Raw genomic sequence first — 14,865 nt, 5'->3', positions numbered from 1 at the left:
CTACTCGGCCGCGACCGTGCCCTGATGGAAGTACAGCCGCCACCCGGCCTCCGGGTGGCGGCGCCACACCGAACTGCGGTTCACGCGGCGCCCGTGGTCGGCCGAGTGGTACGTCAGGTGCACGACGCCCGGCGCGAGCAGCGTGCCCGTCATCCCCGTGACCACCGCCGGGTCCGCGGCCGAGATGCCGCCCGAGCCCGTCACCTCCAGGATCGTCTCGCGGTCCCACCGCCGCCCCGAGGCCCCGAACTCGAAATACTCCGGGTCGAGCAGCGCCCGGACCGCGTCGTCCGACGCCCGCACCGCCGGGTCGAGCATCCGCAGCTCCCCGTCGATCGCCGCCCGCACCTGCGCGTTCTCGTCCTCTTCCATGCCCGTGAGCGTACGTGCGCGCCCGCCCGCGATCACCGGCGTACGCCCCTGGTCGCGTGCGCGCGGGAGAATTCACCACCACCAGATGATCGAAGTCGCGTAATGCCGCGGCCCCTGCCCCCTCTCGTTCGTGACCATCAGCGTCGATGTGAACGAGGAGGCCCCGTCATGACTGGCCCTGGGGACAAGGCCGCGGTCGAGTGGCTGGTGTCCGTGGCACCGGATCCGGACGCCTGCCGCTGGGAGTGGGAACGCAATCCGCACGGGGTGGCGCTGCTGCCCGCGGGCAAGCGGTGGGACGTGCTGATCCTGCCGGGGGAGCTGGGATACCCGACGCTCGACGTGCTGCGCCGGGTCATCGACCGGCCCGGCCCCGTGCTCGCCGACTTCGGCGCGGCCCGCATGGGCTTCTTCGTCCCGGCGGGCACCGCCACCCGCTGGCTCGGCACCGGCGTGCGCAGCGCGGGACTCGGCACCTGGATCGTGGTGCCCTATCCCGGCCGGCTCTCCGGCGGCGTGCGCTGGCTGGTGGCGCCGGACGGCTCGGGCACGCTCACGGACCCGGCGCTCCTGGAGCTCGCGATGCACGAGGCCGCGGCCCAACTGGCAAGGGACGCGGGGGAGTAGCGACATGCCGTTCCGGGGCGGGTTCGGGGCCGGACCCTTGACAACTCAATTGGTCTGGACCAAGTTGGGCGCGCTCCACCGCGCTCGATTCCCCGCCCTGCCCGGAGGCAGCCATGTCCCGCTCCAGACCCCGCAGGCTCCTGAGAACCCTCACCGCCGTCGCGCTCGCCGCGACCGGCCTCACCGCCCTGTCCACCACCGCCCGCGCCGCCGACACCGACCTCGCCCGCAACGGCGGATTCGAGTCCGGCACGGACGGCTGGACCTGCTCCCCGGGCACGAGCAGAATCGTCAATTCACCGGTCCACGGCGGTACGTCGGCCCTCCAGGCCACCCCCACCGCCGCCGACAACGCCCGCTGCTCCCAGACGGTGACCGTCAAGCCCGACGCCACGTACACCCTGTCCGGCCACGTCCGGGGCAGTTACGTCTACCTCGGCGCGAGCGGCACCGGCACCACGGACGTGTCGACCTGGACCCCGTCGGCGTCCGACTGGCAGCGGCTCACGACCACCTTCCGCACGGGCCCCGCCACCACCAAGGTCACGATCTACACCCACGGCTGGTACGGCAGCCCCGCCTACACCGCCGACGACCTCACCCTGCTCGGCCCCGGCACCGAGACCCCCGTGCCGCCCGCCGCGCCCACCGGCCTCAAGACCTCCGCCGTCACCGCCACCGGCGTCGGCCTGTCCTGGTCGGCGGTCCCCGGAGCCACGGGCTACACGGTCTACCGCGACGGCGTGAAGTCCCAGACGGTGAGCGGCACTTCGGCCACCGTCACCGGCCTGACGCCCACCACCGCGTACAGCTTCCAGGTCGCCGCCGTGAACGACGCGGGCGAGTCCGCGAAGTCGGCGACGGTCACCGCGACGACGGCCGCGGGGCCCGGCGACTCCGGCTCCTCCGACCTCCCGGCACACGCCCTCGTCGGCTACCTCCACGCGAGCTTCGCCAACGGCGCCGGCTACACCCGCCTCGCCGACGTCCCCGACAGCTGGGACGTCATCGACCTCGCCTTCGGCGAACCCACCTCGACGACCTCCGGCGACATCCGCTTCAACCGCTGCCCGGTCACCGAGTGCCCCACGGTCGAGTCGGACGCCGACTTCAAGGCCGCGATCAAGGCCAAGCAGGCCGCGGGCAAGAAGGTCCTGATCTCCATCGGTGGCCAGAACGGCCAGGTCCAGCTCACCACCACGGCCGCCCGCGACACCTTCGTCTCGTCCGTCTCGAAGATCATCGACGAGTACGGCCTCGACGGCCTCGACATCGACTTCGAGGGCCACTCCCTGTCCCTGAACGCCGACGACACCGACTTCAAGAACCCCAAGACCCCCGTGATCGTGAACCTGATCTCGGCGGTGAAGACCCTCAAGGCCAAGTACGGCGACGACTTCGTCCTGACCATGGCCCCGGAGACGTTCTTCGTCCAGCTCGGCTACCAGTACTACGGCACCGGCAAGTGGGGCGGCCAGGACCCGCGCGCGGGCGCGTACCTCCCGGTCATCCACGCCCTGCGCGACGACCTGACGCTCCTGCACGTCCAGGACTACAACTCCGGCTCGATCATGGGCCTCGACAACCAGTACCACTCCATGGGCGGTGCCGACTTCCACATCGCCATGACCGACATGCTGCTCACCGGCTTCCCGGTCGCGGGCGACGCGAACAACGTCTTCCCGCCGCTGCGCGCCGACCAGATCGCCATCGGCATGCCGGCCTCCACCCAGGCGGGCAACGGCTACGTGAGCCCGGCCGAGACCAACAAGGCCCTCGACTGCCTCACCAGGAAGACCAACTGCGGCTCGTACGCCACCCACGGCACCTGGCCCGCCCTGCGCGGACTGATGACCTGGTCGGTGAACTGGGACCGCTTCAACAACTGGGAGTTCCAGAAGAACTTCGACGCCTACTTCGGCTGACGGCCCACGCGGCGGCGCACAGCAGCAGCACCGCCAGACACCAGCTCCCCACCACATCGGCAGGCCAGTGATACCCCTGCCGGACGAGCCCCAGGCCTACGGCAGCGTTCACCAGGACGCAGCCGTAGGCCGCCTCGCGTCGGCGGTGGACGACGTGCAGCAGCAGGACGCACAGGCCGTACGCGACCGCCGCCGTCGCCGCGTGCCCCGACGGGTAGAAGCCCGTTGCCGGGGCCATGGGCGGCGGGCCGGGGCGGTCGACGAGCGCCTTGAGCGGGGCCACCAGCGCGGGGACCAGGGCCATCGTCACGACCGCGACGACCACGGGGAAGCGGGAGCGGGTGCGCCACGTGACGTACGCGAGGGTGACGGCGAGGACCGGCAGGGCGACCGACATGTTGCCGAGGCCGGCGAAGAACTCGGCCGGGCCCGCGGGGACCGCGCTGGTGCGGATCGCGTCGCCGAGCCGCTCGTCGTACGCGAGGAGGGGGCCTTCGGCGGCGACCTGCCAGGTGAGTGCGGCGAAGAGGAGTGCCGCGAAGAGGAGGAGAAAGATGGTCGGCCGGTTCGGAACAGGGGGGGTAGTTCCGAACCGGCCGAACTGGCCGGCGTGTCGCGCGCCCCGGGGGGTATGGGGCGGGCGACCGTCCGACCGGTGAGGAGTTCCGGAGCCGGAAGCTCCGGGTGTGTGCGCGAGGGCACGACCAGGGCGAAGCTGGGGATGCTCCGACCCGGTGTCGCCCGCAGTCTCCTGCGAGCGGGGTGTTTCTCTCATCTGCAGAAACCGTACGGCAGGGGCTGAGGGCGCGACAGCCGGTTGGGCAACATCCCATCGGCCCCGCACACGTTCTTCACACGGCCCGACCGTCGTCGCAGGTCACGGAAGCGTCGCGGTCCGCGTCCTCACGACCGGGCGGTGTGACTCCTGTTGCCGGAGCGGCCCTGCGGGAACGGCTCAGAGCGCGGCGAACGCGCTCTCGATGATGTCGAGACCCTCGTTCAGGAGGTCCTGACCGATGACGAGCGGCGGCAGGAAACGCAGCACGTTCCCGTACGTGCCACAGGTGAGGACGAGCAGGCCCTCGGCGTGGCAGGCCTTGGCGAGCGCGGCGGTGGCCTCCGGGTTCGGCTCCTTGGTGGCGGGGTCCTTGACCAGCTCGACGGCGATCATGCCGCCGCGGCCCCGGATGTCGCCGATGACCGGGAACTTCTCCTGCATCGCCGACAGGCGCGACTTCATCGTCGTCTCGATCTCCTTCGCCTTGGCGTTGAGGTCGAGCTCCTTCATCGTCTCGATGGCGCCGAGCGCCCCGGCGCAGGCCACCGGGTTGCCGCCGTAGGTGCCGCCGAGGCCGCCCGCGTGCGCCGCGTCCATGATCTCGGCCTTGCCGGTGACGGCGGCGAGCGGAAGGCCGCCCGCGATGCCCTTGGCGGTCGTGATCAGGTCCGGGACGATGCCCTCGTCCTCACAGGCGAACCACTGGCCGGTGCGGCAGAAGCCGGACTGGATCTCGTCCGCGACGAAGACGATGCCGTTGTCGGCGGCGAACTGGCGGATCGCCGGGAGGAAGCCCTTGGCCGGCTCGATGAAGCCGCCCTCGCCGAGCACCGGCTCGATGATGATCGCGGCGACGTTCTCGGCGCCGACCTGCTTGGAGATCTGGTCGATGGCCTGCTTGGCGGCCTCCGGACCGGCGTTCTCCTCGCCGGTCGGCCAGCGGTAGCCGTACGCCAGCGGAGCGCGGTAGACCTCGGGGGCGAACGGACCGAAGCCGTGCTTGTACGGCATGTTCTTCGCGGTCAGCGCCATCGTCAGGTTGGTGCGGCCGTGGTAGCCGTGGTCGAAGACGACGACCGCCTGGCGCTTGGTGTAGGCGCGGGCGATCTTGACGGCGTTCTCGACGGCCTCGGCGCCCGAGTTGAACAGGGCCGACTTCTTGGCGTGGTCGCCCGGCGTCAGCTCGGCGAGCGCCTCGGCGACGGCGACGTAGCTCTCGTACGGCGTCACCATGAAGCAGGTGTGGGTGAAGTCCTGGAGCTGGGCGGAGGCGCGGCGGACCACGGCCTCGGCGGAGGCGCCGACCGAGGTCACGGCGATGCCGGAGCCGAAGTCGATGAGGCGGTTGCCGTCGACGTCCTCGATGATGCCGCGGTCCACCTTGGCGGTGAACACGGGCAGCGTGGAGCCCACACCGGCGGCGACGGCCGCGGTCCGGCGCTTCTGCAGCTCCTGCGACTTCGGACCGGGGATGGCGGTGACGACGCGGCGCTCCTGCGGGATGGCGCTCATGCGGGGCTCCTTGTTTCTGACGGGCCGGTTCCGGCTCCCGGGCTCGGTGTCGAGGTCTTCGGGTCGATGCCGCCGCGGCTGTTTTCGGGGGTTTCTCGCAGGTTAGGGGCGGGATGGCGAGCCGGTCATGCTCCATCCGGGCAGGGTCGGGGACAGGTGTTGTCCGTCTTGGACAGGTGGGGATCCGGCGCGCTCGCCGCCCGCACCGGGGACCCGCGCCGGACCGTTGCCCTTCCCTGGGGCGCGTAATCGGTGAACTCCCCTGGTACGGGCATTAGATTGAGGCCCGATCGACGCACACGGCACGGACGGACCGGCAGCTCGGGCCGGTCCGGCAGAGCAGGGGGCTACGTCATGGACAGCGACGGCGGCATGCAGGAGACGCAGGGCGCGGGCGGTGGTGAGCGGCAGGCGGCGGCCGTCCCCCGGCCCGCGCGGCCGCCGCGTCCGACCGCCCCGCCGAAGCCCCGGCAGGCACCCGCCCCGGCCCGCGGCTCGGTGGCCGAGTGGCTCGCCGCGCGGCGCCCGAAGGTCCAGCCGGGAATCTGGCGGTACGAGTACGTGCCCCGGCCCCCCGAGCGCGACACGTCCGCGATCGGGCGCAAGCTGCTCGTGTGGATGGCGGTGTCGTTCCTGGTCGGCGTCTTCCTGTGGAGCCTGTGGCGGCGCGGCACACTGCCGTACCAGTGGGCCCCGCTCAAGATCTTCACGCCGGACGACTGGTGGTGGCCGGGCACGACCACGTGGCGCGACCGCAAGGGATACGACGCGCTCGTCGTCTACGAAGGCGTGGCCTTCGCGCTGCTCGTCTTCCTCGTGGGCCGGTTCGGCGCCTGGGGCGAGGGCATCCGGCACTTCGTCGTGCGGCGTCCGCAGCCGGCCCGCGCCGTCATCGCCTCGGTCGCCGCGGTGGCCGCGCTGATCTTCGTATGGCCGGACGCGCTGGGCCTGGACTGGCGGCCGCTGCCGGTCGCCGACCCGGTCCTCTCCCTCGTCGTCCTCGTCACCGGCGGCTACGGCTTCTTCGAGGTGCCGGTCCTCGTGTATCTGCTGTACGCCCTGATCACCGCGGCGGTCCTGTGGCCGTTCGCCCGGCTGGGTGGCTGGCTCGACGTCTGGTCCGCGCGCCGCAAGAAGGCCCGCAAGGCGCCGCCCCGCCCCGCCGCGCCACCCGCGCGCGCGAGTTGGGCACAGCTGCGCGAGGCCGGCCAGGACCAGGCCGCCGACGTGCTCGCCGCCGAGGTGGCGAGCGGCCGCATGAACGACGTCGACTGCGCGCGCGTCACCCACGCCTGGCGGACCGGCGCCGACCCCGCGGCCTTCGCCGCGACCGTCCTCAAGCAGGGCGCCGCCGCCTGGACGCATCCCTCGGGCCAGCGCGACCTGCCCGCCCGCGCCGCCGCCCACGACCTGCTCGTCGGACAGGTGCGGATCGGGTCCTTCGCGCCCGACGAGCGCAATCCGTACGCGCTGCGCGGCGCGGGCGTCGCCCTCGACCCCGGCCTCCTCGGCACCTCGCTGCTGGCCGTCGGCCCGTCCGGCGCGGGCAAGACCGCCAAGGTCGTCCGCCCTGTCGTCGAATCCCTCGCCCTCCAGGCGCTCACCGGCCAGAGCGCCGTCCTCGCGGTCTGCGCGGCGGGCACCCCGCTCGGCTCCGACGACGCCTACGACGTCGTGGTCAGGCCCGGCGACCGGACGTCGGTGCACGACCTCGACCTGTACGCGGACGCCACCGACCCCGACGAGGCCGCCGCCTTCCTCGCCGACGGCCTGGTCGGCGACCTGGACACGGTGGACACCCGGCGCGCCGCCACCGCGCTCGCCCAGCTCCTCGGCCCCTACCGCGAGGCGCACGGCGCGTTCCCCGCGGTGCCGGTGCTGCGCGAACTCCTGGAGGGCGAGCCGGAGGCCCTCGCCGACCTCAAGGGACGGCTCCTCGCGGACTCCGCGATGCGCCGCGAACTCGACGCCCGGCGCCGCCAGCTGGGCACCGCCAACGACCCCGGCCCGATGCTCGCCGACCGCCTCGCGCTCCTCGACCGCCCGGTCTTCTCCGGCTTCTTCGACCCGGCCGCCACCCGCCCGTTCTCGGTGCGCGCCCTCGCCCACCACCCCCTGCGGGTCCGCGTCGACCTGCCCGAACAGGGCCACGAGGAGGCGTCCCGGCTCCTCGCCCGCCTGCTCCTCGCCCAGTTCACCACCGTCGTACGGGCCCGGGGGCAGCGCTCCCACTTCGCGTGCCTGGTCCTCGACGACGCGGCGCGCACCGTGACCGCCGAGACCGTCCGCGGCATCCAGCGGCTGCGGTCCGCGCACGCGGGCGTCGTGCTCGGCCTGCGCACCATCGGCGAGGTCGCCGAACCGCTCCAGGGCCCGCTGTACGCGGCGGTGGGCTGCCGCATGGCGTTCTCCGGCGTCACCACCTGGGACGGCCGGCGCTTCGCCGAGGCGTGGGGCACCGAATGGGTGGAGACCGAGGAGGTCGCGCAGCACGCGGTGTACGCGCAGGCACCGGTGACCCGCGCGCTGTACAAGATGCGCCAGATGGTCACCGGGAAGGCCGTCACCACCGACGCCGTGACCGTCCGCAAGGTCGAGCGCGAGCGCTGGTCCGCCTCCGACCTGGCGCACGCGGTGCCGCCGGGCCACGCGGTGCTCTCGCTCACCACCGTGCGCGGTGAACACGCTCCGCCGCTGCTCGTGGACCTGCGGGGCTGAAAGCGGCCCGCGAGCGCCTGAAGGTTCCCTGAGGTTCCAGGGGGTGTGGCCCCAGCGGTACGTACGGTGAGGCAGAATCGACACTGGTCGTTCATACGGACCGGCTAAAAGCTTCACAAGATCCACGAGGTCCGGAGTCGCGAGCTCCGGCCCTCCCCGACCCGGATCGCCCGTACGCCCCGCCCCGCCACCGCTCCCTGTACGCCCTCCTCACCGAAGGCCTGGCCCATGCCGCCCACGCTCGCCTCGCTCGTCCACCACTCGGCGCTCAAGCTCGTCGTGCGGGCGGGCGAGCAGCATCTGGACACCCCGGTCCGCTGGGCGCACGTGAGCGAACTCGCCGACCCGGTCCCGTACATGGACGGCGGCGAACTCCTCCTCATGACCGCGCTCAAGCTGGACGCGGAGGACGCCGAGGCGATGCGGCGCTACGTGAAGCGGCTCGTGGAGGCGGGGGTCGTCGGCCTCGGCTTCGCCGTCGGCGTCAACTACGACGACGTACCGGAAGCCCTCGTGAAGGCGGCGAAGGACGAGGGCCTGCCGCTGCTCGCGGTGCCGCCGCGCACGCCGTTCATCGCCATCAGCAAGGCCGTCTCCGCCGCCATCGCCGCCGAACAGTACAAGGCCGTCACCTCCGGCTTCGCCGCGCAGCGCGAACTCACCAAGCAGGCGTTGAACGGCGGCCCCGAAGGCGTCCTCGCGGTGCTCGCCGGGCAGGTCGACGGGTGGGCCGCGCTGTACGACGCGTCCGGCGCCGTCGTCGCCACCGCCCCGGACTGGGCGGGCCGCCGCGCCGCCCGCCTCACCGCCGACGTCGAGCGGCTGCGGGAGCGTCCCGCGCCCGCCAGCGCGGTCGTCGAGAGCGGCTCCGACGACCGCGTCGAACTGCACTCCATCGGCACCGGCCGGCGCCCCCGCGCGGCCCTCGCCGTCGGCACGGAGACCACCCTCGGCACGGCCGAGCGCTACGCCCTGCACTCGGCGATCGCCCTCCTCACCCTCACCACCGAACGCTCCCGCGCGCTGTACGCGGCCGAGCAGCGGATCGGTGCGGCGGTGCTGCGGATGCTGCTCGCGGGGGAGCCGGACCACGCGCGGGCCGTCGCCGGCGACCTCTACGGGGCGCTCCTCGACGCGCCGTTCCGCATGGTCATCGCGGACGCGGTCGCGCCGCCGCCGAGCGGGGTGGCGGCGCAGACCGGGGCCGCGTCGGCCGGGCCGGGGCCGACCGGGACGGCGGCGCTGCTCGCGGAGGCGGTGACCGGGGCCGGGGGGCCGGGGGCGGGGCCGCTGGCCGTCCTCGCGGACGTGGTGGAGTCGGCGGCGGCCCGCTCCGGAGAGGCGCTGCTCGTCGTCCCCGACAACCACCGCCTCGTGCTGCTCGCCGTCGACGGCGGGGCGGCGGCGGAGGCGTGCCTGCAGTACGCGGAGGCGCTGGAGTCGACGCGCGGTGAGAGCTCCTCCTCGTCGGAGGACGAACTGGTCGTCGGCTTCTCGGCGCCGGCCGGGCCGATCGCGGCGGTGTCCGCGTACAAGCAGGCCGAACAGGCGCTCTCCGTCGCACGCCGGCGCGGCCGGGTCCTCGTCGAGCACGAGGACGTCGCGGCGGGGTCCGTGCTGCCCCTCCTGGGCGACGACGCGGTGCGGGCGTTCGCGGACGGTCTGCTGCGTGCGCTGCGCGACCACGATGCGACGGGGCGGGGGGACCTGGTGCGGTCGTTGCGGGCGTGGTTGTCGCGGCACGGGCAGTGGGATGCGGCGGCGGCGGATCTCGGGGTGCATCGCCACACGCTCCGCTACCGGATGCGGCGGGTCGAGGAGATCCTCGGCCGCTCCCTCGACGACCCGGACGTCCGCATGGAGCTGTGGCTCGCCCTGAAGGCAACCGGCACGTGACCCCCACTTCCGGGGCTCCGCCCCGGACCCCGCTCCTCAAACGCCGGAGGGGCTGTAATTGGGCACCTTGCGCCGACTGGTTCCGCGCTGAACCAAGCCCCTGCGGCGATTGAGCAGCGGGGTCCGGGGCGGAGCCCCGAGGGTGCAACCACGGGGTGGTGCGCCAAAACGGCCACGTGGGGGCGCCGAACCGTACACGTTGGCCAAACCGCCGCCGCCCGCCCCGCCCTACCGTGGTCACACCCACCGCAACACCCACGGAGAGGCCGGTACACGCCCCATGACCACCCACGCCTTCTGGCTCGCCGGCCGCCAGGCCACCGGTGACACGACGTTCGACGTCCACAACTCCTACGACGGCCGCCTCGTCGGCACCGTCTCCGAGCCCACCGAGGCCCAGGTGGAAGAGGCCGTCGCCGCCGCCCACGCGGTGGTCGACGAGTTCGCCGCGACCCCCGCCCACGTACGGGCCAAGGCCCTGAACCACGTCGCCGACCGCCTGATCGAGCGCACCGAGGAGATCGCCCAGCTGATCTCCGCCGAGAACGGCAAGCCGATCAAGTGGGCCCGCGGCGAGGTCGGCCGCGCCGTCTCCGTGTTCCGCTTCTCCGCCGAGGAGGCCCGCCGCTGGAACAGCGGTGAGGCCCAGCGCCTCGACACCGACGCGGGCGGCACCGGCCGCATGGCGATCACCCGCCGCATCCCGAAGGGCGTCGTCCTCGGCATCGCCCCGTTCAACTTCCCGCTGAACCTGAGCGCCCACAAGGTCGCCCCGGCCATCGCGGTGGGCGCGCCCATCATCCTCAAGCCCGCCCCGGCCACCCCGATCTCCTCGCTGATCCTCGGCGAGCTGCTCGCGGAGACGGACCTCCCGGCCGGTTCCTGGTCCGTCCTCACGGTCCCGAACGACCGCATGCCCGCCCTCGTCCAGGACGAGCGCCTCCCGGTCATCTCCTTCACGGGTTCCGGCCCCGTCGGCTACGCGATCATGGACAGCGTCCCGCGCAAGCACTGCACCCTGGAGCTCGGCGGCAACGGCGCGGCCGTCGTCCTCGCCGACTACGCCTCCGAGGCGGACCTGGACTGGGCCGCGACCCGTATCGCGACCTTCTCCAACTACCAGGGCGGCCAGTCCTGCATCTCGGTGCAGCGCGTCATCGCCGACGCCGCCGTCTACGACCGGCTCCTGCCGAAGATCGTCGCGGCCGTCGACGCGCAGGTCACCGGCGACCCCGCGGACGACGCCACCGACGTGGGCCCGCTGGTCAGCGAGGACGCCGCCAAGCGCGTCGAGTCGTGGGTCGACGAGGCGGTGCAGGCGGGTGCGTCCCTCCTCGCCGGCGGCAAGCGTGACGGCGCGACCTACGCGCCGACCGTCCTCGCCGACGTCCCGGCCGACGTCACGATCGCCCGCGAGGAGGTCTTCGGACCGGTCCTCACGGTCACGAAGGTGGACGGCGAGACCGCGGCCTTCGCCGCCGTCAACGACTCCAAGTACGGCCTCCAGGCGGGCGTGTTCACGCACGACCTCCAGACCGCGTTCCGCGCCCACCGCGCCCTCGAGGTCGGCGGCGTGGTCATCGGCGACGCCCCGTCCTACCGCGCCGACCAGATGCCGTACGGCGGCGCCAAGCAGTCCGGCGTCGGCCGCGAGGGCGTCAAGTTCGCCATGGACGACTACACGTACGAGCGCGTCCTCGTCCTGACGGGCCTCGCCCTGTAGTACGCGTCCACAGACACCGGCGCGCGCCTGATCCGCGTGCCGGACACACGACGGCCCGAACCCACTGTGCGGGGGTTCGGGCCGTCGCTCGTTCCGCGTCGCGTCGCGGCGTACGAAGGGTCAGACGATGCGCTCGGGGGCGTCGAACTGGTCGACCGGCGCGTTGTCGCACGCCGCCACCGGGCCGCCGAGCACGTTGCCGCCGACGCCCTCGGGCGCGGGGACGGCGCACCGCAGGTCGACGTTGACGAACGGGGCGCCGTAGCTGTTGAGGAGGCCGCCCGTGTCGCCGCCGATGGCCACGTCCCCGTTGCGGCCGGCGAACTCCTGGGCGCCACCGTCGGCCGCGGCCGTACCCGCACCGCCGACGGCCGAGGCCGCGGCCGCGGCGGCGAGCGCGGCACCGGTCACGATTCTCCGGATCATTCTCTGCTCCAATTGAGGGGAGGAAAAGGCGGCCGCAGGTGCGGCCGTCTCATTTCTTACGCCATTTCCGTTCCGCCATTGAACGCAATAGGCAGTCTATTCACGCGAATGGAGAAAAGCGGGACGGGGAAAAGGGGTGCCCTCCCGCGGCCGTGCAAGGAGGGGACACGGCCGAAAGAGGGCGCAGCTCTTGAGTGCGGTGCGTGGAACCGCCTCCTGGCGGAGGGTCAGATGATGCGCTCGGGGGCGTCGAACTGGTCGACCGGCGCGTTGTCGCACGCGGCGACCGGGCCGCCGAGCACGTTGCCGCCGACGCCCTGGGCCGCGGGGACGGCGCAGCGCAGGTCGACGTTGGCGAACGGGGCGCCGTAGGAGTTGGCGACACCGCCGGTGTCGCCGGCGATGGCGACGTCGCCGTTGTCGGTGGCGAACTCGGAGGACCCGTTGCCCGTGCCGCTCACCGTCTCGCCGTAGGCGACGCGCGCGGCCTGGTTCATGTCGTGCGCGCTCGTCGTCAAGTTCTCGGCCTCGGGACCGCCCGTGGTGGCGGCGGCCATTCCGGCGGTGCTCACGGTGGCAGCGGTGGCGGCGGTCGCGAGGGCGGCGCCGGCCAGAACCTTACGGATCATGAATGCTCCAATTCAGAGGGGGTGACGGCTGCATTTTGCAGGGGCCGCTCCGTCGAATGCTGAATTCACGGTGAATGTCATCGCCATTCATGCATTCAGTCCATTCCGCCATTCCGTGTCGTCGATGCCCCGAACAGGAATGCGCGGCGGCGGGAAGTCCGCCGGAACCCGTGCGCGAGGTCTGGCCGACATGCCCGCTGTCGGGTACATACGATCCAGTAGCACCGGTCGGTAACCAGCCGGGCGGTGGACCCGACACGCGGCGAGGTGAACCTCATGTCCGCAACATCCCCCGCACCCCAGCACCGGGCGAAGGTCTCCGAGAAGGAGGCCCGCCAGGTCGCCGAGGCCGCCCGCGAACAGGACTGGCGCAAGCCCAGCTTCGCCAAGGAACTGTTCCTCGGCCGGTTCCGGCTCGACCTCATCCACCCGCACCCGATGCCCGCCGACGAGGACGCGCAGCGCGGCGAGGAGTTCCTCGCGAAGCTGCGCGACTTCTGCGAGACGAAGATCGACTCGGCCCGCATCGAGCGCGAGGCACGGATCCCCGACGAGACGCTCAACGGGCTCAAGGAGCTCGGCGCGCTCGGCATGAAGATCGACACCAAGTACGGCGGCCTGGGGCTCACGCAGGTCTACTACAACAAGGCCCTCGCCCTGGTCGGTTCGGCCTCGCCCGCCATCGGCGCGCTCCTGTCGGCGCATCAGTCCATCGGCGTGCCCCAGCCGTTGAAGATCTTCGGCACGCAGGAGCAGAAGGACACGTTCCTGCCGCGCTGCGCCCGCACCGACATCACCGCCTTCCTGCTCACCGAGCCCGACGTCGGCTCCGACCCGGCCCGCCTCGCCACCACCGCCGTGCCCGACGGCGACGACTACGTCCTCGACGGCGTGAAGCTGTGGACCACGAACGGCGTCGTCGCCGACCTGCTCGTCGTCATGGCCCGCGTACCCCGGTCGGAAGGCCACCGGGGCGGTATCACCGCGTTCGTCGTCGAGGCGGCCGCCGAGGGCGTCACCGTCGAGAACCGCAACGCCTTCATGGGCCTGCGCGGCCTGGAGAACGGCGTCACCCGCTTCCACCGCGTCCGCGTCCCGGCCGCCCACCGCATCGGCCGCGAGGGCGCCGGGCTCAAGATCGCGCTCACCACCCTCAACACCGGCCGGCTCTCCCTCCCCGCCATGTGCGTCGGCGCCGGGAAGTGGTGCCTCAAGATCGCCCGCGAGTGGTCGGCGGAGCGCGAACAGTGGGGCAGGCAGGTCGCGTTCCACGAAGCCGTCGGCGCGAAGATCAGCTTCATCGCGGCGACGTCCTTCGCCCTCGAAGCCGTGCTCGACCTCTCGTCGCAGATGGCCGACGAGGACCGCAACGACATCCGCATCGAAGCCGCCCTCGCCAAGCTGTACGGCTCCGAGATGGCCTGCCTCATGGCCGACGAACTCGTCCAGATCCGCGGCGGCCGCGGCTTCGAGACCGCCGAGTCCCTCGCCGCCCGCGGCGAACGCGCCGTCCCCGCCGAACAGGTCCTGCGCGACCTGCGCATCAACCGCATCTTCGAGGGCTCGACCGAGATCATGCACCTGCTGATCGCACGCGAGGCCGTCGACGCGCACCTGTCGGTGGCCGGCGACCTGATCGACCCGGAGAAGTCGCTCCAGGACAAGGCGAAGGCGGGCGCCAAGGCGGGCGGCTTCTACGCCAAGTGGCTCCCCAAGCTGGTCGCGGGCCCCGGTCAACTCCCGCGCACCTACGCGGAGTTCCACCCCAAGGGGCACCCGGACCTCGGAACGCACCTGCGCTACGTCGAACGCTCCTCCCGCAAGCTCGCCCGCTCCACCTTCTACGCGATGTCCCGCTGGCAGGGCCGCATGGAGACGAAACAGGGCTTCCTCGGCCGCATCGTCGACATCGGCGCCGAACTCTTCGCCATGAGCGCCGTCTGCGTACGCGCCGAACTCCTGCGCACCACCGAACCGTACGGCCGGGAGGCCTACCAGCTCGCCGACGCCTTCTGCCGCCAGGCCCGGATCCGCGTCGACGAACTCTTCGGCCGCCTGTGGACCAACACCGACGACCTCGACCACAAGGTCGTCAAGGGCGTCATCGCAGGCACGTACACCTGGCTGGAGCAGGGCATCGTCGACCCCAGCGGCGACGGCCCCTGGATCGTCGACGCCACCCCGGGACCCAGCAAACGGAAGAACGTCCACCGGCCGATCCGCTGAACCACCAGCAGGTCCTGTGCCATCCCGTGTCGG

General features: G+C 72.4%; 11 protein-coding genes. 6 read left to right on the top strand and 5 right to left on the bottom strand.

What is annotated here, in order from left to right; all coding sequences use genetic code 11:
• On the bottom strand, positions 1–372 hold the full coding sequence (locus ACYBSK_RS29215) for a nuclear transport factor 2 family protein (RefSeq protein WP_457480244.1): 372 nt from the start codon (positions 370–372) through the stop codon (positions 1–3).
• 168 nt (positions 373–540) lie between these two features.
• Between ACYBSK_RS29215 and ACYBSK_RS29210 the strand changes: the two genes are divergently transcribed.
• Together ACYBSK_RS29210 and ACYBSK_RS29205 are read left to right on the top strand one after the other, a co-directional pair.
• On the top strand, positions 541–999 hold the full coding sequence (locus ACYBSK_RS29210; RefSeq protein ID WP_457480243.1) for a hypothetical protein: 459 nt from the start codon (positions 541–543) through the stop codon (positions 997–999).
• Positions 1,000–1,112: 113 nt separating this feature from the next.
• Positions 1,113–2,924 (top strand): chitinase, encoded by a 1,812-nt coding sequence (locus ACYBSK_RS29205; RefSeq protein WP_460243922.1) that lies wholly within the window; start codon positions 1,113–1,115, stop codon positions 2,922–2,924.
• Here the strand turns inward: ACYBSK_RS29205 and ACYBSK_RS29200 are convergent.
• Positions 2,878–3,321, bottom strand: coding sequence for a phosphatase PAP2 family protein (locus ACYBSK_RS29200; protein ID WP_460243921.1), 444 nt, complete (start codon positions 3,319–3,321; stop codon positions 2,878–2,880). The two genes, ACYBSK_RS29205 and ACYBSK_RS29200, sit on opposite strands and share 47 nt — an antisense overlap.
• 558 nt (positions 3,322–3,879) lie before the next feature.
• Positions 3,880–5,214 carry a 4-aminobutyrate--2-oxoglutarate transaminase gene (gene gabT / locus ACYBSK_RS29195; protein ID WP_460243920.1) on the bottom strand — a complete coding sequence of 445 codons (1,335 nt, stop codon included), beginning with the start codon at positions 5,212–5,214 and terminating at the stop codon, positions 3,880–3,882.
• A 354-nt stretch (positions 5,215–5,568) separates the two neighbouring features.
• Here gabT and ACYBSK_RS29190 point away from each other — a divergent pair, with 354 nt between their 5' ends.
• From ACYBSK_RS29190 to ACYBSK_RS29180, 3 genes are all read left to right on the top strand, one after another.
• Entirely contained in the window at positions 5,569–7,932 is a 2,364-nt protein-coding gene (locus ACYBSK_RS29190; RefSeq protein ID WP_460243919.1) for an ATP/GTP-binding protein, read from the top strand.
• Between the two features lie 228 nt (positions 7,933–8,160).
• Positions 8,161–9,828, top strand: a complete 1,668-nt coding sequence (locus ACYBSK_RS29185; protein WP_457480238.1) for a PucR family transcriptional regulator — start codon at positions 8,161–8,163, stop codon at positions 9,826–9,828.
• A 280-nt stretch (positions 9,829–10,108) separates the two neighbouring features.
• On the top strand, positions 10,109–11,551 hold the full coding sequence (locus ACYBSK_RS29180; protein ID WP_457480237.1) for an aldehyde dehydrogenase family protein: 1,443 nt from the start codon (positions 10,109–10,111) through the stop codon (positions 11,549–11,551).
• 120 nt (positions 11,552–11,671) lie between these two features.
• Here the strand turns inward: ACYBSK_RS29180 and ACYBSK_RS29175 are convergent, their stop codons facing one another.
• On the bottom strand, positions 11,672–11,977 hold the full coding sequence (locus ACYBSK_RS29175; protein ID WP_460243918.1) for a hypothetical protein: 306 nt from the start codon (positions 11,975–11,977) through the stop codon (positions 11,672–11,674).
• A 227-nt stretch (positions 11,978–12,204) separates the two neighbouring features.
• Positions 12,205–12,606 (bottom strand): hypothetical protein, encoded by a 402-nt coding sequence (locus ACYBSK_RS29170; RefSeq protein ID WP_460243916.1) that lies wholly within the window; start codon positions 12,604–12,606, stop codon positions 12,205–12,207.
• A gap of 276 nt (positions 12,607–12,882) precedes the next feature.
• Here ACYBSK_RS29170 and ACYBSK_RS29165 point away from each other — a divergent pair, with 276 nt between their 5' ends.
• A complete protein-coding gene (locus ACYBSK_RS29165; protein WP_460243915.1) occupies positions 12,883–14,832 on the top strand; it encodes an acyl-CoA dehydrogenase family protein in 1,950 nt (649 codons plus the stop codon).
• The last annotated feature ends 33 nt before the right edge of the window (positions 14,833–14,865 follow it).

Source organism: Streptomyces sp. BYX5S, from assembly GCF_054724165.1.
The sequence above is the reverse complement of the archived record's forward strand: the minus strand, read 5'-3'. Positions and strand labels throughout refer to the sequence as shown.

Coding starts and splice junctions, on each gene's coding strand:
- ACYBSK_RS29215 (WP_457480244.1), bottom strand. CDS start 372: ATGGAAGAGGACGAGAACGCGCAGGTGCGGGCGGCGATCGACGGGGAG.
- ACYBSK_RS29210 (WP_457480243.1), top strand. CDS start 541: ATGACTGGCCCTGGGGACAAGGCCGCGGTCGAGTGGCTGGTGTCCGTG.
- ACYBSK_RS29205 (WP_460243922.1), top strand. CDS start 1,113: ATGTCCCGCTCCAGACCCCGCAGGCTCCTGAGAACCCTCACCGCCGTC.
- ACYBSK_RS29200 (WP_460243921.1), bottom strand. CDS start 3,321: ATGTCGGTCGCCCTGCCGGTCCTCGCCGTCACCCTCGCGTACGTCACG.
- gabT (WP_460243920.1), bottom strand. CDS start 5,214: ATGAGCGCCATCCCGCAGGAGCGCCGCGTCGTCACCGCCATCCCCGGT.
- ACYBSK_RS29190 (WP_460243919.1), top strand. CDS start 5,569: ATGGACAGCGACGGCGGCATGCAGGAGACGCAGGGCGCGGGCGGTGGT.
- ACYBSK_RS29185 (WP_457480238.1), top strand. CDS start 8,161: ATGCCGCCCACGCTCGCCTCGCTCGTCCACCACTCGGCGCTCAAGCTC.
- ACYBSK_RS29180 (WP_457480237.1), top strand. CDS start 10,109: ATGACCACCCACGCCTTCTGGCTCGCCGGCCGCCAGGCCACCGGTGAC.
- ACYBSK_RS29175 (WP_460243918.1), bottom strand. CDS start 11,977: ATGATCCGGAGAATCGTGACCGGTGCCGCGCTCGCCGCCGCGGCCGCG.
- ACYBSK_RS29170 (WP_460243916.1), bottom strand. CDS start 12,606: ATGATCCGTAAGGTTCTGGCCGGCGCCGCCCTCGCGACCGCCGCCACC.
- ACYBSK_RS29165 (WP_460243915.1), top strand. CDS start 12,883: ATGTCCGCAACATCCCCCGCACCCCAGCACCGGGCGAAGGTCTCCGAG.